This is a genomic window from Streptomyces sp. C10-9-1, assembly GCF_024497955.1.
GTDB lineage: Bacteria > Actinomycetota > Actinomycetes > Streptomycetales > Streptomycetaceae > Streptomyces > Streptomyces sanyensis.
Window position 1 is genome coordinate 580,882 of record NZ_JANHKP010000001.1, and the last position, 21,882, is coordinate 602,763.

Genomic DNA, 21,882 nt, shown 5'->3' on the forward strand with positions numbered 1-21,882 from the left:
CATGGGGGATGCAGGGTGACCACAGCTCGTCCCGGGGCGCTGCGCGCGGCGGCGCCGCTGCTCGCCTTCTGCGTACTGGCCGCGGGGTGCTCCGCCGCACCGGACGGCGGCGGCGAGAGCGCATCCCCGTCGAAGGGCTCCCCCTCGGCGAAGGCGCCGGAACCCTCGCGGTCCACCGAGCCCGAGGGGGCGTTCGCGGCCGATCCCGACCGCCTTCCCCGTACCCGGGCCGAGGCGCTGGCTCTCGCCCGTGCCGTGGCGTTCCGGCCCGAGGAGTGGGGCGCCGACTTCGTCGCCCTGGCCCCCGGTGAGAGCGACCCGGGCACCTGGGCGGTCCTGGACGACGACTGCCGCTGGAGCCGGGAGCCGCTGCCCGACGGGGTGCTCGCCGCCGTGTCCCGCTACAGCGAACTCCCCCTGGGTGAGGGCCGGGGAGCGGTCCGGGTGACGGCCGCCGTCACCGTGCACACCACGGAGGCGGGCGCCGACACGCGGCTGAGCACCACCCTGGAGGAGGCGATGCGCTGCCCGGAGCAGGAGATCCGCGCGGGCGAGCGGATCACGGAGCTCAACTCGGTGGGCCGCCCGGCCGGTCAGGGGCAGAACTACGCGGACGACTCCGTCTTCGAGATGGGCACCCACGTCCGCAGCGTCGACGGACGGGCCCTGACCAGCCCCTACCACTGGACCGTGGACCGGCTGGGCCCGGTGACGATCGCGGTCTCGGTCCGGGGCACCACGGGCGAGGGCTCCCCGGAGGCGACATCCGTCTCCTCGCACGGCACGGTGACCATGCGGTCCCGCCTGGTCGACCTGCTGGGAGAGACGTCCTGATGCACCCGCCGCACTCCTCCGACCCGGCGTCGATCGCGGGCCACCGGCTCCTGGGCCGCCTCGGCGCGGGAGGCATGGGCGTGGTCCACCTGGCGCGTTCCGCCGGGGGCGCGCTGGTGGCGCTCAAGGTGGTCCACGCCGAGTTCGCGCAGGACGGCGGGTTCCGGGAGCGGTTCCGCCGGGAGGTGGACACGCTGCGCCGGGTGCGCAGTCCCTGGGTCGTCCCCTTCGTGGCCGCTGACCCCGACGCCCCGGCGCCGTGGCTGGCCACCGCCTTCGTCGCCGGGCCCTCGCTGGAGGAGGCCGTCGCCGCCCACGGTCCGCTGCCGCCGGCCTCGGCGCGCGCGCTGGGCCGGCGGCTCGCCGAGGCGCTGCGGGACGTCCACGCGGCCGGGCTGGTGCACCGGGACGTCAAGCCCGCGAACGTGCTCCTCGCCCTCGACGGCCCCCGCCTGATCGACTTCGGCATCGCCCGCGAGCCGGAGGACACCGCGCTCACCGCGACCGGCCTGGTCGTCGGCACCCCGGGCTTCCTCGCGCCGGAGCAGGTCCAGGGAGGCGGGCGGGACGCGATCGGGCCGCCGAGCGACGTGTTCGCGCTGGGCTGCGTCCTGGCGTACGCGCAGACGGGGCGGCCCCCGTTCGGCACCGGCCCGGTCGACGCCCTGCTGTTCCGCGCCGTGCACGAGAGCCCCGACCTGGACGGTGTGCCGGAGGAGTCGGCGGACCTGCTGCGCAGGTGTCTGGAGAAGGATCCGGCGCCGCGGCCGTCCGCGGCGGAGGTGGCGCGGGCGCTCGCCGCGCCGCGGGACGGCGCGGACGAGCCGCACTGGCTTCCCGAGGCGGTGACCCGGCTGGTCGCCGACCGCGCTGCCGCGGGGGCCGCGCTCCCGGACATCGAGCCGACCGCGGTCGACGCGGGGGCGGCCGGGCGGGGCGAGGACGGAGCCACCGACGCGGACGGAACCGGCACCGACGGGGCCGGAACGGACGGGGCCGGAACGGACGGGGCCGCCGGGCGCCCTCCCGAGGCCGCCCCCGCCGACGGGGACGAGGAGGCGGAGCGCGAGGAGGCGGACGGACCGGGGCGGCGGCGCTTCCTGCTGCTCACCGGCGGCGGAGCACTCGCGGCGGGCGGCGGGGCCCTCGCCCTGTGGCGGTGGCGGGACGGGGACGGGGGGACCTCCGCCGCCCGGCCCGCCCACACCATCGCCCTCCAGGCGGACCTCTCGGGGGACGCGCGGCGCACCGGGACGGCCCAACTGCGGGGCGTGCGGCTGGCCGTCCAGGAATTCAACGCCCGGCGGGACGCCCCCTTCACCCTCTCCCTGGTCGTCAGGGACGACGGCGGCGACCCGCAACGCGCGGCGGCGACGGCCGAGGAACTGGCGGCCGACTCCTCCGTCCTCGCCGTCGTCGGCCCCACCACGGAGGCGGCCGCCGAGGCCGTGCTGCCCGTCTACGACCGCGCCCTGCTGCCCCTGGTCTCGGTCACGGCGGGCGCGGTGAAGCTCCTCGTGCTCGGCGCCCGCTCCTTCGTGCAGGCCCGGCCGCACAACTCGCTGCTGCCCTTCTTCCTCAGCGCCCATCTGCGGGGCACCGCCGGGTCCCGCACCATCGGCATCGTCAACGACCGGGCGGCGGGCGACTACGGCTGGGAGATCGCCGGCACGCTCAGCAAGCTCCTGAACCAGGGAGGCCACCCCTATGTGCCCAAGGTGGTGAGCGGACGGTACGGCGGTTTCGGGCCGGCGATCGACGCCCTGCTCGCCGGCGGCGCGGACTCCGTGGTCTTCGCCGGGCTGCACGAACGCGGTGCCCGGTTCGCCCGCACCCTGCACGAACGCGGCTTCACCGGGCCCCGGGCCGCCGCCCACGGGCTGCTCGACCCCCGGTTCGTCGAGGCCGCGGGCGAGGCCGCCGAGGGCTGGGTGATCGCCGCTCCCGCGCTCGACCCGGCGGAGCACCCCGGCGCAGAGCGGTTCACCGCGGCCCACCGCGCCCGCTTCGACGCCCCGCCCGCCCCGTTCGCGGCGGAGGCGTACGACGCGACCGGGCTCGTCGCCCACGCGCTGCGCGGTCTGGCCGCCCGCCGCCGGACCCGGGGGAACCTCACGGCCGCGATCCGCGGGACGAGCTACCGCGGCATCACCCAGACGCTGAGCTTCTCCGAGGAGAACGGCTCCCGCACCATCGACGGCACGGGCGTGCACCTGTGGCGGGTCGCCGGCGGGCGCCTGCGCTACACCGGGCCCGGCACGCCCGTGATCCCCGGCTGATGCGGCCGCTGCTCCCCTCCGACCCGGCCCGGGTGGGGCGCCACCGGCTGCTGGGACGCCTCGGGGCGGGCGGCATGGGCGTCGTCTACCTGGGACGTACCGACCAGGGGGCGCTGGCGGCGGTCAAGGTGGTGCGCGCCGCCTACGCCGACGACCCCGGCTTCCGGGCCCGCTTCGCGCGCGAGGTGCGGGCCGCGGGCCGGGTGCGCAGCCCCTGGGTGGTGCCGCTGCTCGGCGCCGGGACGCGGGAGAGCACCCCGTGGCTGGCCACCGCGTACGTCCCGGGCCCCTCGGTCGCGGAGGCGGTGGAGGAGTGCGGGCCGTTGCCCCTCCGCTCCGCGAGAGTGCTCGGCGCGCGGCTCGCCGAGGCTCTGCGGGACGTCCACGCGGCCGGGCTGGTGCACCGGGACGTCAAGCCCGCGAACGTGCTCCTCGCCCTCGACGGCCCCCGCCTGATCGACTTCGGCATCGCCCGCGAGGAGGCGGGCACCGCGCTCACCGCCACGGGCACGGTGGTGGGTTCGCCGGGGTTCCTCTCACCGGAGCAGGCCCGGGGCACGGGTGCGGTCGGCCCGCCGAGCGACGTGTTCTCACTGGGCTGCCTGCTCGCCTTCGCCGTCTCCGGAAACCGGCCGTTCGGCGACGGCTCCCCCGCCGCCGTCCTGGTGCGGACCGCGTACGAGGAGCCGGAACTCGACGGGGTACCGGGCGACATGGCGGCCCTGGTGCGCTCCTGCCTGGCCAAGGAGCCGGGCGACCGCCCCACCGCGGCGGAGCTGTGCGCCGCCCTCGGCGGGGCGCCGCCCGCGGAGGACTGGCTGCCCGGGGCGGTGGTGCGGCTGATCGCCCGGCGCTCGGCGGCGGCCCTCGCGCTGCCCTCCGTGCCGCCGACGACGCCGGACGGCCGGGGCGCGGCCGCCATGCGGGCGGAGGGCGACGCGGGCGCAGGGCCCGCGGACCACGGGCCCGCCGCGGAGGAGGCCGCCGGTGCGCCGACGCAGCCGGACACCGCGCCGCCGCCCGGGCTCCCCCGGCGGCGCCTGCTGCTGGGCGCGGCCGGGGTGCTGGCCGCCGGGGGCGGGGCCGCTGTCTGGTGGGCGTCGGGCCGGGGGCGACAGCCCGCGGCCGCGGTGCGGGAGACGCTCGTCCTCGCCCTGCACGCCGACCTCTCGGGTCCGGGAAAGGCGCTCGGCACGGCCCAGGCACGTGGGGCGCGCCTCGCCCTGGAGGAGTTCAACTCCCGTGCGGAGCACGGCCTCCGGCTCGACCTGCTGGTCCGCGACGACCGGGGGGATCCCCGGCGGGCGCAGGAGGTGGCCGAGGAGCTGTCCGCCGACGGGAAGGTCCTCGCGGTCCTCGGGCCGAGCGACGAGGAGTGCGCGGCGGCGGTGGTCGAGCGCTACCAGAAGGCGCTGCTGTCCATGGTGTCGGTGTCGCTGGGCCGCCTCCCCGTCCACGGTCTGCACACCCAGCGGGTGTTCGTGGCCACCCGCCCCGTCGACGACGCGCTGGGCGGGCCGCTGGCCGTGCACCTCGTCCACACGGTGGACAGCCGCCACACGGTGTTCCTGGCCGACGCCGGTCTCGGCGCCACCGGCTGGACGGTCTGCAGCCGCACGGCGGACGTGCTGGGGGCCTCGAACCGCTCGGAGCGGTGGACGGTCGAGGAGGACACCGACGCCCGGGGCTTCGCCGCGCTCGCCGGGCGGGTGGTGGACTCGGGTGCGGACGCGGTGGTCTTCGTCGGCGGCGCGCGGCGCGCGGCCGAGCTGGCGCGCGCCCTCCCGGCCGCCGGCTTCGAGGGCGCCCGGCTCGGCACCTACCACGCCGCGACGCCCTCCTTCCTCGGCCTCGCGGGGCGGGACGCCGAGGGCTGGGTCTTCGCCACGCCGTTCCTCGACCCCCTGGCGGAGGAGTCCACCGGCGCGTTCGCCACCGCCTACCGGAGGCGCTTCGGGGGAGCGGACCCGCCCTGGTACGCGGCCGAGGCCTACGACGCCGCGCTCTTCCTCGCCGGGGCGGTGACCGAGCTCGGCGGAATCGGCTACGAACGGGGCGGTCTGGTGCGGCAGTTGCGCGAGACCCGCTACGAGGGCATCACCAAGGCCCTGCACTTCGACCCCGACACGGCCGCCTACAACCTGGAGGCGCTGTACCTCTTCGCCGTGGAGGGCGGCGGGTTCGTCTACCGGGGGCGGGCGTCGGGCGGCGCGCGCTGAGCGGCCGCCGCCCCACCTCGCCGCGCGGCGGGCCGGGCCGGGCGTCTTCCGTTGCCGGACCGGTACAGGAGCGCCCTGTCCGCGGAGCACCGCCGATGGGACCATGTCAGGACCGCCCGGACGGGCCCGTGACGGCCCGGCGGGCGCTCACTTCCATGTCGTCTGTCTGGGGCACGCATGACCATCCGGCTGCCGTTCCGTATCGCCGCCGCGGCGTCCGTGGCCGCCCTCGCGCTCACCGGCTGCGAAGGCTCCGGCGCGTCCGCGGACGCGTCCTCCCCGCCGGCCGCGACCGCGGAGGCGACCGCGACGCGCCCGACGGCCTCCCCGCCGGACGCGTCCCCCTCACCCGCGCCGTCGGGCACGGGCCCCTCCGCACCGGCGCCCCCGTCGGCGACGGCGGACCCCGGGGGCGTGCCGCCGCTGGGCTCCCGGGGGCTGCAGCCGCTGTGGCCGTTCACCACCCTGGCCCAGGCCGAGGAGTGGCAGCGCGCCTACCGCTCCGGCGGCCACCAGCCCTGGCACCTCGACGCGGAGCACACCGCCCTGGCCTTCACCCGGGACTACCTCGGCTTCACCGAGATCGACCGGGTCACCTCGCGGCGGATCTCCGGCCGCGACGCACGCATCGGTGTGGCGCCCACCGGGCCGGAGGGCGGGACCGCGGCCGTGATCCACCTCGTGCGCTACGGCGCGGGACCGGACGCCCCCTGGGAGGTGGTCGGGACGGACGACACGACCTTCTCGCTCACCACGCCCGCCTACGGGTCGGTCGCCCGCTCCCCGCTGACGGCGGGCGGGCTGATCACCGGCGTGGACGAGAGCATCGCCGTCCAGGTGCGCCAGCCCTCCTCGGGGACCCCGCTCGGGACCTCCCCCTGCTGCACGCCCGGCGGCGGCACCGACCAGCCCTGGAGCGTGACCGTGCCCTACTCCGGGGCGCGCGACGCGGTGCTCACCGTGGTGGCCTCCACGGGCGGGCACGTCGCCACGGTGGAGCGCTTCACCGTCACGGCGGTGCGCACCCGCTGAGCGCCCCGCCCGTACCGGCCCGGGCGGTTGCGCGCCGGGCCGGCAGGGGCCGCCGGGTCAGAGCGCCGCGACGGCCGCCGCCTCGGGGGCGGGCGGCGCGTCCGGGCCGCCGGACACCGCGGCCACGCTCACGGCCAGGTAGGGGATCCGGTGCGCCGCGACGCCGGCGATGTTGATGCGCCCGCCGGCGGTGCCGTAGACGCCGTGGCGCTGCCGCAGCTCGCGCATGTGCCCGGGCTCCAGCGGCAGCATCGAGAACATGCCCTTCTGCCGGGCGAGGGTCTCGGCAAGGTCCTCGCGGCCCAGGGACCGGAGGTTGCCGACCAGTTCGGTGCGGTTGGCGGCGATCCGGCCGCGCATGGCGTCGAGCTCCGCCCGCCAGTCGGCGCGCAGCCGCTCGTCGCCCAGGATGCAGGTGACGACGGCCGCCCCGTGCTCCGGAGGCATGGAGTACAGGGTCCGGGCGGCGTTCTGGAGGGCCGTCTCCACATGGCGCAGCGCCCGGGCGTCGGGGCCGAGGACGATCGCGCAGCCGGTGCGGTCGCTGTAGAGGCCGAAGTTCTTGGAGCAGCTGACGGCGATCAGCAGCTCGGGCAGCCGGTCGGCCAGCATCCGGGTGGCCCGCAGGTCGGCGTCGAAACCGTCGCCGAGCCCGTGGTAGGCGAGGTCGAGGAAGGGGACCCAGCCGGCCTCCGAGGCGAGGTCGGCGAGCGCCTCCCAGCAGGCGAACGACGGGTCGACCCCGGTGGGGTTGTGGCAGCACCCCTGGAGGAGCACCACGTCGTGGCGGCCCGCCTCGCGCAGGTCGTCGAGGAGCGCCGCCTCGTCCGGGAGCCCCGCGGCGTCCCGCGTGCGGTAGCTGCGGACGGCCAGACCGGCCGCCCGGAGGATCGGGCCGTGGTTGACGTACGCCGGGTCGCTGATCCACACCGTGGCACCGGGGCGGGTGCGGCGCACCAGGTCCGAGAGCAGCCGCAGGGCGCCGGTCCCCGCCACGGTCTGGACGGCGGTGGCGCGGGCGGTGCGCTCGGGGGTGGCCAGCACCTCCCGGAGCATGGCCCGGTTGAAGGCGGTGTTGCCGGAGAGGCCGCGGTACTCCTTGGAGGCGGAGCGCTCGGCCAGGCGCAGCTCGGCCTCCCGTACGGCCGACATCACGGGCGTGACGCCGGTCGCGTCCCGGTAGACGCCGAGGACGAGGTCGAGCCGCTCGGGCCGGGTGTCGGCGGCGAACTCGGCGGCGAGGTCCCACAGCGGGTCGGCGGGAGGGGGTGCGAGGAGCTCAAGCATCTGCGGAAACCTTGGTTCGTGGACGGCGGTTGGCGAGGACCACACCGGCGGTGATGAGGGGGACTCCGACCAGCACGGGCAGGGTCGGCGACTCGTCGAGCAGGGGGATGGCGAGCAGGACCACGACGACCGGGCTGAGGCTGCCGACGACGGAGCTCCGCTCCGGGCCGAGCCGGCGGATCGCGAAGGCGTACAGCAGCCCGGCGCAGAGGCCGACGCCCAGGCCCTGGACGACGAGGAAGGTCAGGACGTCGCCGCCCTCGGCCCGGCCGAGGTGCGCGGGCAGCACACCGGTGAGCACCAGCAGGGCGACGACCGCGAAGGACGGCAGGCACAGCAGGCCGATGGAGCCGACGGGGTCCAGGTCGACCTCGCGCAGCCCCACCGTGTACAGCGCCCACAGCCCGCTGGCCAGGAGCAGGGTGCCGGTGCCGAGGAGCACGTCCCCGTCGAGCGCCACGGTGTAGCGGCAGACCAGCGCGGCGACCCCGGCGACGATCATGACCAGTCCGGCCCGCTGCGTTCCCCGGGGGACGGCCCCGCCGCCCGCGACGAGGAGGGCGGAGACGAACAGCGGGACCATCCCGGGGACGATCGCCCCGACGAAGGCCGCGGAGGTGAGCGAGCCGCCGAACATCGCGGCCAGGAAGAACGGCACGCCCGCACCGCAGACGATCTTGGCGGCGGTGGCCGGGCGCACCGCGGCCAGCCTCCGGCGGCGGCGCCACAGGGCGGGTGCCAGTACCACGAGGGGGACGCCGAAGCGCAGCAGGGCGGCGTCGGCGGGGAGCAGCGTGGAGGAGCCGAGAGCGCGGGCGCTGAGCGCGAACCCGGCCCAGATCGCCACCGTGAGCAGCAGGGCCAGCAGCCCCGCCGCCTGCGGGGAGATCCCGAGGCCCGGGCGCATGCCGGAGCGCGGCGCGCTCCCCGCCCGGGCGGGGCCCTTCTTCGTCACGACCGCCACGGGTTTCCCTCCGCCTGTCGACCACACCGGGCGGAACCGTCCCGACCCTGACCTGGACAGCAACGCTAGACCAGACGGCGGGGCAGGCGATTGCTAGTTCTGCCTCCCAGGCGTAGTTTTGGGGCAGGATCTGCCAAGGAGTACGTCATGGACGCCGTCGATCTCCAGATCGTCCACGCGCTGCAGGCGGACGGGCGCCTGTCGAACCAGGACCTCGCCGACCGGGTGCGGCTGTCCCCCTCGCCCTGTCTGCGGCGGGTACGCCGGCTGGAGGAGTCCGGCCTGATCAGCGGCTACACCGCGATGGTGGACCAGGTCGCCTTCGGCCTCCCGATCACGGTGTTCGTCCGGGTCCGGCTGGAGCGCCACACGGCCGAGGCCGTCAACGTCTTCGAGGAGCACGTCGGGCTCATCGAGCACATCCAGGACTGCTATCTGATGGCGGGCAGCAGCGACTACCTGCTGAGGGTCGTCATCGAGAGCCTGGAGGCCTACGAGGTACTGGTGCGCACCCGGATCCACGCCATCCCGGGTATCGCCTCGATCGAGTCGAGCTTCGCCTTCGGCAGCGTGAAGCAGTCCCGGGTGTTCCCCCGGCCGGACCTCCCGGCCCACCCCGCGCCCGGCACCCGCGGGCGGTGAGGGGCGCCCGCCGGAGCCCCCGCGACCGGGAACCGTCCGGCAGGAGACCCCGCCCGTGCCCGCGCCGGCCTGCCTGCCGGGAGGCCCGGGAACCGTCCTGACCCGGGTCGCGGCGGCGGGCCCACGGGTGCCGCTCGGGGCCCGGGGGGCACCGACGACGCCGCGCCCCTGGAGGAGTACCTGCCGGAGGCGGTCCGCAGCGCCGCCCCTACCACCGCGGGACCAGAACGTCCCGGCCCCGGGGAGCCGTTGAGTCCCGGGCCCCGTCACCCGGCTGTCGGCGCCGGCCTCTACTGTCACTGTCCATGCTGACGGACACGAACAACCTGATCACGCTCGCGGCCGATCCGAGCGGCGGCACCCTCGGCCTCGAACTGCCCCCGGGGAGACTGGTGGACGAGACCTACCAGGGGCAGTGGCCGTACCCGCTGCTGTGGCTGGCGGACACCCGCGCGGAGCCCGGGCAGTGGTCGGCGCAGGAACCCGCGCTGCGGGCGGCGGACCTGGTGCCGGTGCTGGTGGACGTCGGCGGCCCGGCGGGCGGTCCGGAGAAGTGGGACCTGCTGTGCGGAAACCTGTCCTATCCGGAGGACCTCGGTGCCGAGGAGATGCTGGACCGTCTCTGGGGGGAGGTCCGGGAGAAGCGGGCCCGGCAGGAGGCCGAGGCACCCGGTTCGGGCGGGACGGCGGCCCCCTTCGACGCACCGTGGCCGGGGCTCGCCCCCGCGGTCGCCTCCGGGGACGACCCCGACGCCCTGGCGGCCCGGACCGCGGACGCACTGGCCGGTGCGGGCTCCTGGCTGCGGGATCCGCGTCTCGCGCTGGTGTCCGCTGAGTGCAACGCCGACATCCCCGCGGCCTGCGGCTGGTCGGGCTCCCTGAGCCACGAGGACGACCCCGGCGCCCTCAGCGCCGTCCTGCGCAGCTGGGGTGAGCGCTTCGGCACCCGGGTCGTCGCGCTCGGCGCGGACCGGCTCGTCCTCTCGGTCGCCGCGCCGCCGGCCACCGCGGCCCACGCCGAGGCCGTGGCCGCCGAGCACGCCGCCTTCTGCCCGGACGACCTCGTCCGCAGCGGCCACACCACGCTGCGCGACTACGCCGTCCACGAGATCCTCGGGCGGCGCACCTGGGTCCACCACTGGGACTCCTGGGCCGACCACAGGGACTGAGCGGCGCCGCCGTCGGCAACGGGCGGGAGCGCGCCCGTCCGCCGTGCCGGGCGGGGCCGCGGCGCCGTGCGGCGGCCCGTCACGTCCTGCCCGGAGGATCGCCCGCCGGGCGGGACGGGGCAGCCCGTAGAGTGTGCGCTGCAGCTGGTTCGCCCCGTCCGCCAGACGGGATGCGTCGCAAGAGGGAACCCGGTGGAAGTCCGGGACTGCCCCGCAGCGGTGAGTGGGAACGACCGCCGTCTCACGCACTGGGCCCGTCGGAAGGTGCCCGGGAAGCGACGGCCAGTAGGCGGCCCGCAGACGCCCCGGCGTTCGCGGCCGGGCCCGCGAGTCCGAAGACCTGCCGCTGCCCGTGCTCGACGACACGCACGGAGATCCCGGGACCTCGAGGGCGGGTCGGCGGCAGGGGCCTTCCGCGCCCACCGCCCCTTCGCGTCCGCGCCCCTTCCGGGATCGCCGACCCGGCCCGCGGAGGAGAGGTGCGCGACCGCGCACACCACCGTGTCCGGGTACCCCCGCCCCGGGACGGGGGCGAGATCCGCCCCGGCCCCCAAGCACCGGGCGGCGGCTGCCCTCACGATCGGCGGCCGCCCGCCTCGTACGGAGCTGAAGACATGAACACCGGCACCACCGTCGGCGAGCGGGCCCACAAGGCACCGGCCGACTCCCGTGTCACCCTCGCCACCATCATGAGCGAGCACGACACCAACCTCTACGGGACCATCCACGGCGGCGTGGTGATGAAGCTGATCGACGACGCGGCCGCGGCGTCGGCGGGCCGCCACGCCGACGGCCCGGCCGTCACGGCCTCCGTGGACCGGATGACCTTCCTCTCCCCCGCGCGCGCCGGGGACCTGCTGACCGTCCACGCGGAGCTGGAGCGAGCGGGCCGCACCTCGATGACGGTGGCCGTCCGTGTGTCGGCAGAGCGCTGGAACGCCACGACCACTCCCCCCACCGAGGTGGCCACCGCCCGGCTGACCTTCGTGGCCATCGACGAGCAGGGCCGCCCGCGGACCGTTCCGGGGCTGGCGGCGGCGGACGACCCGGCGTAGCCACCGCACGGGGCGGCGCGAGGACCCGCGGCGCCGCCTCGTGCCGTCGGGGCGAGGCGCGCTCCCCCGGTCAAGGCCGCCACACCGCCCCGCCGCACAGGGCCGAATCCCGACGTGCGCCGCAACGACCGCTTCTTTCCCGTGCCGCCCTCCGTACTGGACCTGGTGCTGCCGGACGACGGCAGAACCCTCACCATGGAAGCCCTCTCCACAGAGGTGGGGCGCATCCACTGCGAGGTGTTCGTCGGCGACGAAGACCCCGCGCTGGGCGTCTTCTCCGAGTGGAAGGACGACCCCTCCGTCCGCCGGGTCGCGCTGAGCAACCCCTATGCCGACCTCGCCGAGTACGAGAGCGACGACGGGACCTGCATGTGGTCCGAGTGGGGAGGTGCGCAGCGGATTTCCTGCCCGGTGGCCGCCGAGGACCACCCGGACCTGAACCGGCTCTTCGTCCGGGTGACGATCGTCGACAGAAGCTTCGAGGACGCCGCCGCCAGGGAACTCCTCCTGGCCTACGGCACGGCGGTCGCCGCCTCACCGGGGTGCACGGGGAGGGCCTGACGCCTCCCCGCGCACCCCGGGTCGGGACCGGGGCATCCGGACTCCCGGCCCGGCGGGCCCGCCGACGCTGCGCCTGTGCCACGTGGCCGGGCGCCCGTCGGCGGTGGGCGCGGTACCGCCGGGCGGTCCGGAACCGGCCGAGTGGTCGGGGCCCCGCCCCGCAGCGGCTACCCCCAGATGTCCTCGACCCACTCGGGGTGGTCTATGAAGGGGTTCCGGTTGCCCTGGATGGCGAAGATCCGGTCGTTGCGGGTCTGCTCGAAGGCGTCGGGCGGGTCCTGAAGGTTCCACTGGCGCAGCACGGACAGGCGGCCCATGAACGGGGAACTGCCGTTGTCCACCTGGTCGTTGGCTTCGAGGTCGGCATGGCCGTCGCCGCCCTCGTAGCGCACGGTCATGTAGAGGATCATCCGGGCGACGTCGCCCTTGACGGCGTCGCGGGGCTCGAAGCTGTCGGAGTCCCGGTAGCAGTCGGTCGCCTCGGCGACCGGTGAACCGCCCTCGTCGAAGTCCAGGTTGCCGCGTGCGGAGTTGACGGAGACGTCGGTGGGACGCAGGTGGTGGATGTCGGTGCCGGGGCCCTTCGAGGTGCCGAAGCCGCCGTGGGACTTGGCCCAGACGTGCTCGCGGTTCCAGTCGTCGGCACCGCCGCCGTTGGTGTTCTTCGCCTGGGACCGGCCGGAGTAGAGCAGCAGCACGTTGTCCGGGTCGGCCGGGTCCTCGTCGGTGGTCTTCAGCGCGTCCCAGACCTGGGAGTAGGACAGCACGGTCTGCTCGCTGATCGTCGTGTGCAGGGCTGCCTTGAGCGCGGTGCCGGTCTTGCCCAGGGCGTCCTCGTAGTAGGTGCCGTCCCACGCCCCGGCGGCGGTCGCGGCGGTCGGGGCGGTCGGGGACGCGGCGCGCGGGGCGTCGGTGGCGGAGGCGGCGACGGGGACCGCCGTCGCGACGGCGGCCGCGCATGCGACGACGGGAAGCAGCCATGGGCGGCGTGTGCGGTGAGCGGACATGAGTGGGGGTGTCCTCTCCGTTCGGGCGGGCAGAAGCCCCGGCCCGGCGCTCGGGCGGGTTCCGGCGCACTGCCCGGCAGGCGGGTGCGAACATTGGTTCCAAGCCAGAGCAGCTTGACATGATCAAGTCATGTCTGAGTGGACGGCATGTGCCGATCACGTGCCGACAGCGTGAAGAGCACCCCGCGTGCGACGGCCGGGCGTACACCCGGCACGGCGCCTGCCGGGCCGGGGCACGCCCCTGCGTCCCTCAGTCGGTCCCCCGGAAGATGTGCCGGTCCGGGGCGTCCACGTCCTCCCCCGCCAGCAGGGCCGGCCGCAGCGGGCGCCCGGGGAGCGCGCGCGGCGGCCCGGCCGGGCGGGCGCGCGGGGGTGGTGGCACGGCGTCGCGGTCGAGCACGAGGTTCTCCATGGTGCCTCCCGTCGTCATACGGCCGCCGCCTCGGCCGGGCGCCGCGGCGGCGCCGCGGCGCGTGCGAGGAGGCACTCCTCCAGGAACCCGCACACCCGCAGGTGGTACGTGCGGGCCGCCCAGCCGAGGCTGATGTTGTGCCCCGCGTCCGGCTGGTGGTCGACGCGGACCGGAGCGGACGTGAACGGCGCGGTCAGATCCGCCACGGCCGCCGCGTCGCACCGCCACCACTGCTCCTGCTCCGCGAAGGTGAAGCGGACGGGGACCCGTACCCGGGCGGCGAGTTGCCGGTGGAGCACCGGCCACCGGGGGCCCTCGGCCGCCTCGATCTCCGGAACCGGCGCGATCAGGGCCCGGCCCAGCCGGAACGCGTCCGGCGGGTAGAGGCGCAGGGCGCCCCAGTGCCTGCGCCACTCGCCCTGCCGCCCCGGGCCCGGCAGTTGGTGCGGGGCGACCGCGAGGCGGCTCCCGAGCCCGGAGACGTCCATGCCGATCAGGTCGTCCCCGAGCACGTCGGCGGCCGCCAGGGCGAGCTTGCCCCCGAAGCTGTGGGCGACCAGGAACACGCCGGCGCCGGTGTCGTGCCGCGCCGAGAAGCCGGCCAGCGCGGCGCCGAGCACGGCGGCCGCCTCCTCGACGGCCATGCCCCGGGGAAGCGGTACGGCGGAGCTGCCGTATCCGGGGCGGTCGACGGCGAGCACCGTGTAGCCGAGCTGGGCTCCCAGGGTGAGGAGGGAGAGGCCGGGGCGGGCCCGGTTGTCGAAGTAGCCGGCGCGCATGCCTCCGCCGTGCAGGGCCACGAGGACCGCGCGCGGTGCCGCGCCCACCGGCTCGGCGAGCAGGGCGGAGAGGCTGAGGCCGTCGGCGTCCAGGGCGGTCGCGCGGACCCGCGGTACGGGTGCGGCGCGGCCGGTGGCGGGCAGCTGGGCCATCGGATGAGGACTCCTTCCGTGGGGACGGATGGCGTGGGCCGCGCGGCGGAGCGCGGGCCGGGGGGGCCGGCTCAGCCCCTGCCGCTTCCCGAGCCCCGCCAGCCGCGCGGGTCGCGGTGCGGTGCCGTTCGCTCCGGGCGGCGCCAGCCCGCCGTGCGGGTGCCCGCGGCGCCGTCCTCCCCGGAGGGTCCGGCCGGCTCCGCGAGACGGGTCAGCAGCACCGCGGTCAGGGCGGCGAGGTCGGCCGCGGTGGGCCGCCCGCGCACGATGCGCACGGCGGCCGCGTCCGGCGTGCCCGCCGCCGGCGCCTCCTTGCCGGGCGCGCTCACTGCGGCGGGTTGCCGTGCTTGCGCGACGGCAGGTCGGCGTGCTTGTTGCGGAGCATCGCGAGGGACCGGATGATGGTCTGCCGGGTGCGGCGCGGGTCGATGACGTCGTCCACGAGCCCGCGCTCGGCCGCGTAGTAGGGATGCATCAGCTCGACCTGGTACTCCTTGATCTTCTGCTGCCGGACCGCCTCCGGGTCGTCGGCGTCGGCGATCTCGCGCCGGAAGATGACGTTGGCCGCGCCCTCGGCGCCCATGACGGCGATCTCGTTCGAGGGCCAGGCGAGAGCGATGTCGGTGCCGATGGAGCGCGAGTCCATGACGATGTAGGCGCCGCCGTAGGCCTTGCGCAGCACGAGGGAGACGCGGGGCACCGTGGCGTTGCAGTAGGCGTACAGCAGTTTGGCCCCGCGCCGGATGATGCCGTTGTGCTCCTGGTCGACTCCCGGCAGGAAGCCCGGTACGTCGATCAGGGTCACCAGGGGGATGTTGAACGCGTCGCAGAACTGCACGAACCTGGCCGCCTTCTCGGAGGCGTTGATGTCCAGGACCCCCGCCAGGGACGCGGGCTGGTTGGCGACGATGCCCACGACCTCGCCGCCCATCCGGGACAGCGCGCAGACCACGTTGGTGGCCCAGGCCGGGTGCACCTCGAAGTAGTCGCCGTCGTCGACGATCTCCTCGATCACGGTGCGCATGTCGTAGACCTGCTGGGGGTCGGCGGGCACCAGTTCCAGCAGCCGGTCGGTGGAGCGGTCCACCGGGTCGCCCGCCGGGTCGGCGGGCGGCAGGTCCCGGTTGTTGGAGGGCAGCAGCGACAGCAGGTGGCGGACGTCCTCCAGGCAGCTGTGCACGTCGTCGTACGGGAAGTGGGCCACGCCGGAGGTCGACCCGTGGACGTCGGCCCCGCCGAGGCCGTCGTGGGTGATCTCCTCACCCGTCACGGACTTCACCACGTCCGGGCCGGTGATGAACATCTGCGAGATCCCGCGGACCATGAAGACGAAGTCGGTCAGCGCGGGCGAGTAGGCGGCACCGCCCGCGCAGGGGCCGAGCATCACCGAGATCTGCGGGATCACCCCGGAGGCCCTGGTGTTCCTGAGGAAGATCCCGCCGTACCCGGCGAGCGCGGACACCCCCTCCTGGATCCGGGCGCCCGCACCGTCGTTGAGGGAGACCAGCGGCGCGCCGGCGGCCAGGGCCATGTCCATGATCTTGTGGATCTTGGCCGCGTGGGCCTCGCCCAGCGCCCCGCCGAAGATCCGGAAGTCGTGCGCGTACACGAAGACCGTCCGGCCGTGCACGCTGCCCCAGCCGGTGACCACGCCGTCCGTGTAGGGGCGCTTGTCCTCCAGGCCGAAGCCGGTGGCACGGTGCCGGCGCAGCGGCTCGACCTCGGTGAACGTGCCCTCGTCGAGCAGCAGGTCGATGCGTTCGCGGGCCGTCAGCTTGCCCTTGGCGTGCTGGCGTTCGGTGGCCCGTGGATCGGGGCCCTTGCGGACCTCCTCCTTGATGAGGCCGAGCTCCTCCAGGCGCTCCATGGCCGTCCAGTGGCCCCGTGCGGTGATCCGGGTGGGGGTGCTCTGCGCCGTGCTGCCGGGAACGGTGGTCCGTGCGGTCGTCTTCTCGTCGGTCGACATGGTGCACGCTCCTCAACGTGGGCTTCGGGTGGTCGTGCTGCCGGGGCCGCCCGGCCGCCGTCGCCGGAGGGGTCTCCCCCGGGCAGCCGCCGAACGGTGTCGTGTGCGGGGCGGCGCCGCCTGCCGCTCCGCGGGCGGCCCGCACCCGGCGGGCCGGTCGGGTACCGGCGCTCAGCGCGCCCGCGCACCGCCGGTTCGCGCCCTGGTGAGACCGGTGAGTGCGGTGAGCAGGCCGAGGCCGCCGAGCGCGGCGACCAGGACCAGCGCGGGGCGGCAGGCCGCGGCCGCCTCGGCCGGGTCCGCTCCGGGAGGCGGGGCGAACCCGGCGAGCAGGGCCGCCACCAGGGCCACCGAGAGCATGGCGCCCACCTGGACGCCGGTCTGGTAGAGACCGCTGCCCGCCCCCCGCTCGGCGGGTTCGAGCCGGGAGGTGGCCCGGCTGTTCAGCGCGGCGAAGGAGAGCACGAAGCCGGCCCCCACCAGCAGCAGCGTGGGCAGGATGCCGGTGGCGTACGCCGGCGGCCAGGGTGCCCGCAGGTACAGCAGCGTGCCGGCGAGCGGCAGCAGCGCCCCCGCGGCGATCAGGCCCGGTGCCCCGAAGCGGGTGACCATACGGCCGGAGAACAGCGCGGTCACCACGAGGGGAGCCGCGGCCGGCAGGAAGGCGGCCGCGGTCTTCAGGGGGGACCAGCCCGCCAGGCCCTGGAGCTGGTGGCCGAGGATGAACAGCAGGCCCAGATAGGAGCCGTTGAGGCAGGCCGCGCCGAGGGCCGAGCGGGTCAGTGCGCCGTTGCGCAGCAGGCCGTAGCGGACGAGCGGCCGCGCCGAGGTGCGTTCCAGGGCCGCGAAGGCGGCCAGCAGCACGGCCGCCAGTGCCAGCGCGCCGGTGGAGCGCGGATCGGACCACCCGTGGGCGGGTACCGCGGTGACGCCCTGGACCAGGGCGAGCAGGCCGCAGAGCAGCGCCGCCGCGCCGGGCAGGCCGTAGTGCCGTCGGCCCGGGTCCGGGCGCCGCGGGCCCGCTTCGCGCTCCGTGCCGGGGACGAGCCTCAGCCCGAGGGCGAACAGGACCAGGACCACCGGGGCCGGGAAGGCGAAGGTCAGCCGCCAGCTGAAGCCGGTCAGCCAGCCGGAGAGGAGCAGCCCGGTGGTGAACCCCGCGGCGCCGAAGAGGGTGTAGACGGACAGGGCCCGGTTCCGGGGCGGGCCCTCGGGGAAGGCCGTGGCGATGATCGCGAGCCCGGTCGGGGCGGTCAGCGCCGCGCAGAAGCCCTTCACCACCCGGGTGGCGGTGAGGAGCGAGGGGTCCTCGGCGAGGGCGCCGACCAGTGAGGCGGCGGCGAAGCAGAGGAGGGCCGCGAGGTAGGTCCGGCGCCGCCCCAGCAGCGCCACGAGCCGGGCGCCGAAGAGCATCAGGCCGCCGAAGCCGATGGCGAAGCCGGTGATCGTCCACTGGGTGGTCGTCAGGGGCGCGCCCAGGTCCGCGCCGATCGCGGGGAGCGCCACGAGAGCCACGGAGACCTCGAGCGCGTCGATGAGCATGTTGCCGGCGAGCACCACCAGCAGCCCCCACATGCGGGGACTCCAGGTCGGGTGCGCCGGGGCGGGTGCGGATTGCGGTGGCACGAAGGAGCTGGTCATGGTCCGGTGCTCCAGCGGTCGTCGGGGTGGGAGGGCGGCGGCCCCGAGCGGGTCGCCGCCCCTGGGGCCTGTCCGGCAACCCCCGGTGGTTCGGCGTGCGGCGTCGGCTGCGGTGCGTCGCACGGCGGAGGGCCGTCGCACACCGGGGGCGTTCGGGCGACGCACAGCGCGGCGAGGTGCCGCAGCCGTCGTCGCGCGCCCCCGGGGTCCGCGGGACGCACCTCAGTGCCCGTCCGGCACAGGGCGCCGTCCGCCCGGAGGGCGGGCCCCGGTGCGCGGTGCGTACGGTCGCACGGCGGAGGGTGGTGAGCGCGGCGGGCCGCGCCGGCGCCCGGCAGCACGGCAGGCGTGCGTGCAGGGCGCCGGGGCCGGGACGTGCCGGACCGGCCCTCGCACCGGGTCCGGCGGTGGTCAGCCGAGCAGCGTCCCGCCACTGGCGTCGACGAACGATCCGGTCACCCAGCGGGCGTCGTCGGACACCAGGAAGGCGATGACGTCGGCCACGTCCTCGGGCTCGCCCACGCGGTTGAAGGTGGACAGCCCCGCCATGGCGGTCACCGCCTCGGGGATGTCGAACACGGGGTTGCTGTTGCGGGTGATGCCGGGCGCAACCGAGTTGATGGTGATGTTGCGCGGGCCGAGCAGCTTGGCGAAGTGCAGGGCGAGCATCTCCACGGCGCCCTTGCTCATCGCGTAGGCGATCTCGTCCGGGTTGGCGAAGCGCGTGAGCCCGGAGGAGATGTTCACGATCCGGCCGCCGTCGGGGATGTTGGTCAGGGCGCGCTGGATGATGAAGAAGGGCGCCTTCGCGTTGACGGCGAAGATGCGGTCGAACTGCTCGGGCGTCGTGTCCTCGGCGGCGACTCCGCCCATCACCCCTGCGTTGTTGACCAGGATGTTCAGCTCGGTGGAGCCGATGCGCTCCTTCAGGCCCCGCTCCAGTCCGAGGAAGAGCTCGTGGACGCCGCCGGGCTCCCCCAGTTCGGCTTGGACGGCGAAGGCGCGCCCGCCGTCCTTCTCGATGCCCTCCACGACGTCGGCCGCCGCGTCCGCACCGGTGGCGTAGTGGACGGCGACGAGCGCGCCCTCGCGGCCCAGCCGTTCGGCGGTGGCCCGCCCCATGCCCCGGCTCGCGCCGGTGACCAGAGCCGTCTTTCCGGTGAGCTTGCCCATGTTCTCTCTCCTGCCGAAGTGTGAGCCGATGTGTGAGCCGATGTGCGACGGGTGTCGTCGGGAAGGTGCGTCGCCCCGGAGGACGGAGGCCGGGGCGACGGGGGCGGGCCCGAGTCCGGCGGTGGACGGGGCCCTGGCGGCCCCCTCGTCGCGCCGGGACCCCGCGCCCCGGGTGAACCAGGTGGTGAGCGCGGCTTCGAGGCCGGTGGCGGAGGTGCCGGCCCAGGCGACGTATCCGTCCGGCCGCACGAGCACGGCGTCCGCGCCGTCCGGGGAGCTCCCGTCCGGGCCGGTCTCCGGGGGGAAGGCCGCCACGACGTCCACGGCCGCCGCGAACGGCCCCGCGGTCCGCGCCAGCACCTCCCGGCGCTCCGCGTCGTCCGCCGTCAGCAGCAGCACCCCTCGGGCGCCGCGGAGCAGGTCCGCAGGACCGGCCGTCGCGGGCTCCGGCCGGTCGCCGTGCGCGGACGGGGTCTCCGCCGCACCGTCCCGGGGCCCCGCACGGCCCCGGGACGGGCGGAGTACCAGGGGGACGGGCGGGAGCCTGCTCCCCGCCCACGGGTGCGGTCCGCTGCCCGGGCGCCCCGCGTCCGGGAGCGCGGCCCCGCCGTAGCGGATGTCCAGGCCGCTGATCATCCCCGCCAGCCGGGCACGCACCTGCTCGTAGGGCAGGAGTTCCCCGATCACCTGCCGCAGGCCCGTCACCTCCGGGCCTCCGAGCAGCAGACGGGCCTGCGCGCGGATGTTGGACAGGACCCGGCGGCCCACCTCGTGCCGCTCCTCGTGGTAGGAGTCCAGCAGGCGGGCGGGCGCCCGGCCGCGTACGGCGGCGGCCAGCTTCCAGCCCAGGTTGACCGCGTCCTGCAGGCCGAGGTTGAGAGCCTGGCCGCCGATGGGCATCTGCGCGTGGGCGGCGTCGCCGGCCAGGAACACGCGCTCGTGCCGGTAGCGGTCGGCCTGGCGGGAGACGTCGCCGAAGGAGTTGACCCACAGGGGCGTTCCGTCGGACAGGTCCTCTCCGGTGACCGTGCGCCAGGCGTCCACCACGTCGGCGAAGGACGCCTCTCCGGCACGGGGCGTGCGGCCGAACTGGTGGACCATCACCCGGGTGACGCCGTCGCCGCGCCGGGCCGCGATGGCCAGCCCGCCCGGCAGCCGCTCGAAGCGGCGGCCGCGGATGTCGATGCCGTCGACGTCGGCACGGATCAGCTCGCGGCGGGCGTCGGTCCCGGTGAAGGGGATCCCGGCGAGGCGCCGCACGGTGGACTGCTCGCCGTCGCACCCGACGACGAAGGAGGCGGTGACGCGGACCCGCGCACCGTCCGGCCCCGCCGCCTCGGCCACGACCCGGTCCGGGTGCTGCTCCAGCCCGGTGAGCCGGTGGCCGCGCCGCACCTCGGCGCCGAGCCGCGCGGCCCAGGCGCCGAGGACGGCCTCGGTGTCGGTCTGCGGGACCTTCCACTGCCCCGGGTGGGGTCCGGGCAGGCGCAGGTCCAGTGGGAGCCCGCCGAAGTGGCCCATGGGCTCGGCCGGGGGCGTGCCGAACTCCTCCAGCAGGCCCCGCTGGTCGAGGAGTTCCATGGTCCGGGCGTGGAGGGTGGATGCGCGGGACTCGCTCGTCGGTGCGTCGAGCTGCTCCAGCACGACCACGTCGGCGCCGCCGAGGCGCAGTTCCCCGGCGAGCATCAGCCCGACGGGGCCCGCACCCACGACGACGACGTCCGTGTCCGTGGCGAGGGGGGCCCGCACCGCGTCAGCGCCGTGCTTCGGCGTAGTCCTTGGCGTGGCCGAGCGTCGCGCGGCTGTTGGTGCTGAGCGCGGACCGCACGTACTCCCTCGCCTGTGCCACGTCCGCCTCCGGCCCGAGGATCCGCTCGATGTTCTCGGCCCGGATGACGACGGTGTGCTGGGAGGTGGCCAGGGTCCCCGCGTCGGTCTCGCGGAAGGTCCACAGGCCGGTGTGCAGGTTCATCAGGGCGGGCAGGGTGGTCTGCTTGTACGCGATGCGCTCGCCCTCCAGGCAGACCCGGTACGACTTGGTGGTGTGCACGGAGCCGTCCTTGGCGCGGGTGTCCATCTCCAGGGTCTGCAGCCCGGGGCTCTCCTCGGAGAGCCTGACGGTCGCGACGTGCGGCAGCCGCTCGGACCAGTGCCCGGCCTCGTTGATGAAGTCGTAGACGTCCTTGGCGGATCCGGCGATCTCCACGGTGTCCTCGAAGGAGAAGGTCAGCTCCCCGGACGCCGTGGCGAGTTCGACGTTGGTCCGCAGGGCGGCCAGTTCGGAGCGCGAGTTGCGGTCGACGGCCTCGTCGATCCAGGCGAGCCCGGCGGGGTCGTCGTCGACGGCCGTGTAGTCGTGCTGGAGGCGGACGCGGGACTCGGTCTCCGAGAGCGCCTCGATGATCCAGGTGCCTCCCATGGTGGCGACGGGCGGGGTCGAGACCTGCTGGCGGAAGGTGATGCGCATCGCCTCGGGGTCCAGGAAGCGGCGCGAGGTCCAGTTCTTCGCCTCGCCGTTGGCCGTGGCCCAGATCCTGATGAGTTCCTCGTCGTCGGAGCGTTCGACGTGGTCGACGTAGATGGTCGGCGGGAAGATCCGCGGCCAGTTCTCCACGTCGGCGATCAGCCGGTAGACCTCGGAGGCCGGGGCCGAGATCGTGATCTCGTGCTCCACCTCGCGGGGCTGGGAATCGGACATGCTCTTCGTCT

At 75.7% G+C, this 21,882-nt stretch carries 18 protein-coding genes and 1 riboswitch; of the genes, 8 read left to right on the forward strand and 10 right to left on the reverse strand.

Going from position 1 to position 21,882, the window contains the following annotated elements; all coding sequences use genetic code 11:
- The first annotated feature begins 15 nt into the window (after positions 1–15).
- The 4 genes from NPS70_RS02445 to NPS70_RS02460 all read left to right on the forward strand — a co-directional run bounded on the left by NPS70_RS02445 (position 16) and on the right by NPS70_RS02460 (position 6,364).
- Complete coding sequence (locus NPS70_RS02445; RefSeq protein ID WP_256522095.1) at positions 16–834, forward strand: hypothetical protein; 819 nt, start codon at positions 16–18, stop codon at positions 832–834.
- A complete protein-coding gene (locus NPS70_RS02450) occupies positions 834–3,113 on the forward strand; it encodes a bifunctional serine/threonine-protein kinase/ABC transporter substrate-binding protein (protein ID WP_256522099.1) in 2,280 nt (759 codons plus the stop codon). Before NPS70_RS02445 ends, NPS70_RS02450 begins: the two co-directional genes overlap by 1 nt.
- Positions 3,113–5,332 (forward strand): bifunctional serine/threonine-protein kinase/ABC transporter substrate-binding protein, encoded by a 2,220-nt coding sequence (locus NPS70_RS02455; RefSeq protein WP_256522100.1) that lies wholly within the window; start codon positions 3,113–3,115, stop codon positions 5,330–5,332. Before NPS70_RS02450 ends, NPS70_RS02455 begins: the two co-directional genes overlap by 1 nt.
- Before the next feature lie 177 nt (positions 5,333–5,509).
- Positions 5,510–6,364: a hypothetical protein gene (locus tag NPS70_RS02460; protein ID WP_256522101.1), complete on the forward strand. Its 855-nt coding sequence runs from the start codon at positions 5,510–5,512 to the stop codon at positions 6,362–6,364.
- Between the two features lie 57 nt (positions 6,365–6,421).
- Here NPS70_RS02460 and NPS70_RS02465 read toward each other — a convergent pair whose 3' ends face one another.
- A complete protein-coding gene (locus NPS70_RS02465; RefSeq protein WP_256522102.1) occupies positions 6,422–7,651 on the reverse strand; it encodes an aromatic amino acid transaminase in 1,230 nt (409 codons plus the stop codon).
- Complete coding sequence (locus NPS70_RS02470; RefSeq protein ID WP_256522103.1) at positions 7,644–8,615, reverse strand: DMT family transporter; 972 nt, start codon at positions 8,613–8,615, stop codon at positions 7,644–7,646. Before NPS70_RS02470 ends, NPS70_RS02465 begins: the two co-directional genes overlap by 8 nt.
- 147 nt (positions 8,616–8,762) lie before the next feature.
- Here NPS70_RS02470 and NPS70_RS02475 point away from each other — a divergent pair, with 147 nt between their 5' ends.
- From NPS70_RS02475 to NPS70_RS02490, 4 genes are all read left to right on the forward strand, one after another.
- On the forward strand, positions 8,763–9,257 hold the full coding sequence (locus tag NPS70_RS02475) for an Lrp/AsnC family transcriptional regulator (RefSeq protein ID WP_256522105.1): 495 nt from the start codon (positions 8,763–8,765) through the stop codon (positions 9,255–9,257).
- Between the two features lie 305 nt (positions 9,258–9,562).
- The gene (locus NPS70_RS02480; protein ID WP_256522107.1) at positions 9,563–10,426 is read left to right on the forward strand and encodes a DUF4253 domain-containing protein; all 864 of its coding nucleotides are present in this window, start codon (positions 9,563–9,565) and stop codon (positions 10,424–10,426) included.
- Positions 10,427–10,554: 128 nt separating this feature from the next.
- A riboswitch (cobalamin riboswitch) is annotated at positions 10,555–10,789 on the forward strand.
- A 251-nt stretch (positions 10,790–11,040) separates the two neighbouring features.
- Positions 11,041–11,481: an acyl-CoA thioesterase gene (locus tag NPS70_RS02485; RefSeq protein WP_256522108.1), complete on the forward strand. Its 441-nt coding sequence runs from the start codon at positions 11,041–11,043 to the stop codon at positions 11,479–11,481.
- A gap of 114 nt (positions 11,482–11,595) precedes the next feature.
- Positions 11,596–12,042, forward strand: a complete 447-nt coding sequence (locus tag NPS70_RS02490) for a hypothetical protein (protein WP_256522110.1) — start codon at positions 11,596–11,598, stop codon at positions 12,040–12,042.
- A 167-nt stretch (positions 12,043–12,209) separates the two neighbouring features.
- Here the strand turns inward: NPS70_RS02490 and NPS70_RS02495 are convergent, their stop codons facing one another.
- From NPS70_RS02495 to NPS70_RS02530, 8 genes are all read right to left on the reverse strand, one after another.
- On the reverse strand, positions 12,210–13,049 hold the full coding sequence (locus NPS70_RS02495) for an endonuclease I family protein (protein ID WP_256522111.1): 840 nt from the start codon (positions 13,047–13,049) through the stop codon (positions 12,210–12,212).
- A gap of 250 nt (positions 13,050–13,299) precedes the next feature.
- Positions 13,300–13,479 (reverse strand): hypothetical protein, encoded by a 180-nt coding sequence (locus NPS70_RS02500; protein WP_256522112.1) that lies wholly within the window; start codon positions 13,477–13,479, stop codon positions 13,300–13,302.
- Positions 13,476–14,393, reverse strand: coding sequence for an alpha/beta hydrolase (locus tag NPS70_RS02505; RefSeq protein WP_256522123.1), 918 nt, complete (start codon positions 14,391–14,393; stop codon positions 13,476–13,478). The genes NPS70_RS02500 and NPS70_RS02505 overlap by 4 nt, the downstream gene beginning before the upstream one ends.
- 71 nt (positions 14,394–14,464) lie before the next feature.
- Entirely contained in the window at positions 14,465–14,722 is a 258-nt protein-coding gene (locus NPS70_RS02510) for an acyl-CoA carboxylase epsilon subunit (protein ID WP_256522125.1), read from the reverse strand.
- Entirely contained in the window at positions 14,719–16,359 is a 1,641-nt protein-coding gene (locus NPS70_RS02515) for an acyl-CoA carboxylase subunit beta (protein WP_374211919.1), read from the reverse strand. Before NPS70_RS02515 ends, NPS70_RS02510 begins: the two co-directional genes overlap by 4 nt.
- 171 nt (positions 16,360–16,530) lie before the next feature.
- The gene (locus tag NPS70_RS02520) at positions 16,531–18,000 is read right to left on the reverse strand and encodes an MFS transporter (protein ID WP_256522127.1); all 1,470 of its coding nucleotides are present in this window, start codon (positions 17,998–18,000) and stop codon (positions 16,531–16,533) included.
- Between the two features lie 411 nt (positions 18,001–18,411).
- Positions 18,412–20,859, reverse strand: coding sequence for an SDR family oxidoreductase (locus tag NPS70_RS02525; protein ID WP_374211922.1), 2,448 nt, complete (start codon positions 20,857–20,859; stop codon positions 18,412–18,414).
- Between the two features lie 67 nt (positions 20,860–20,926).
- Positions 20,927–21,871, reverse strand: coding sequence for an aromatase/cyclase (locus NPS70_RS02530; protein ID WP_256522129.1), 945 nt, complete (start codon positions 21,869–21,871; stop codon positions 20,927–20,929).
- Positions 21,872–21,882: the final 11 nt, after the last annotated feature.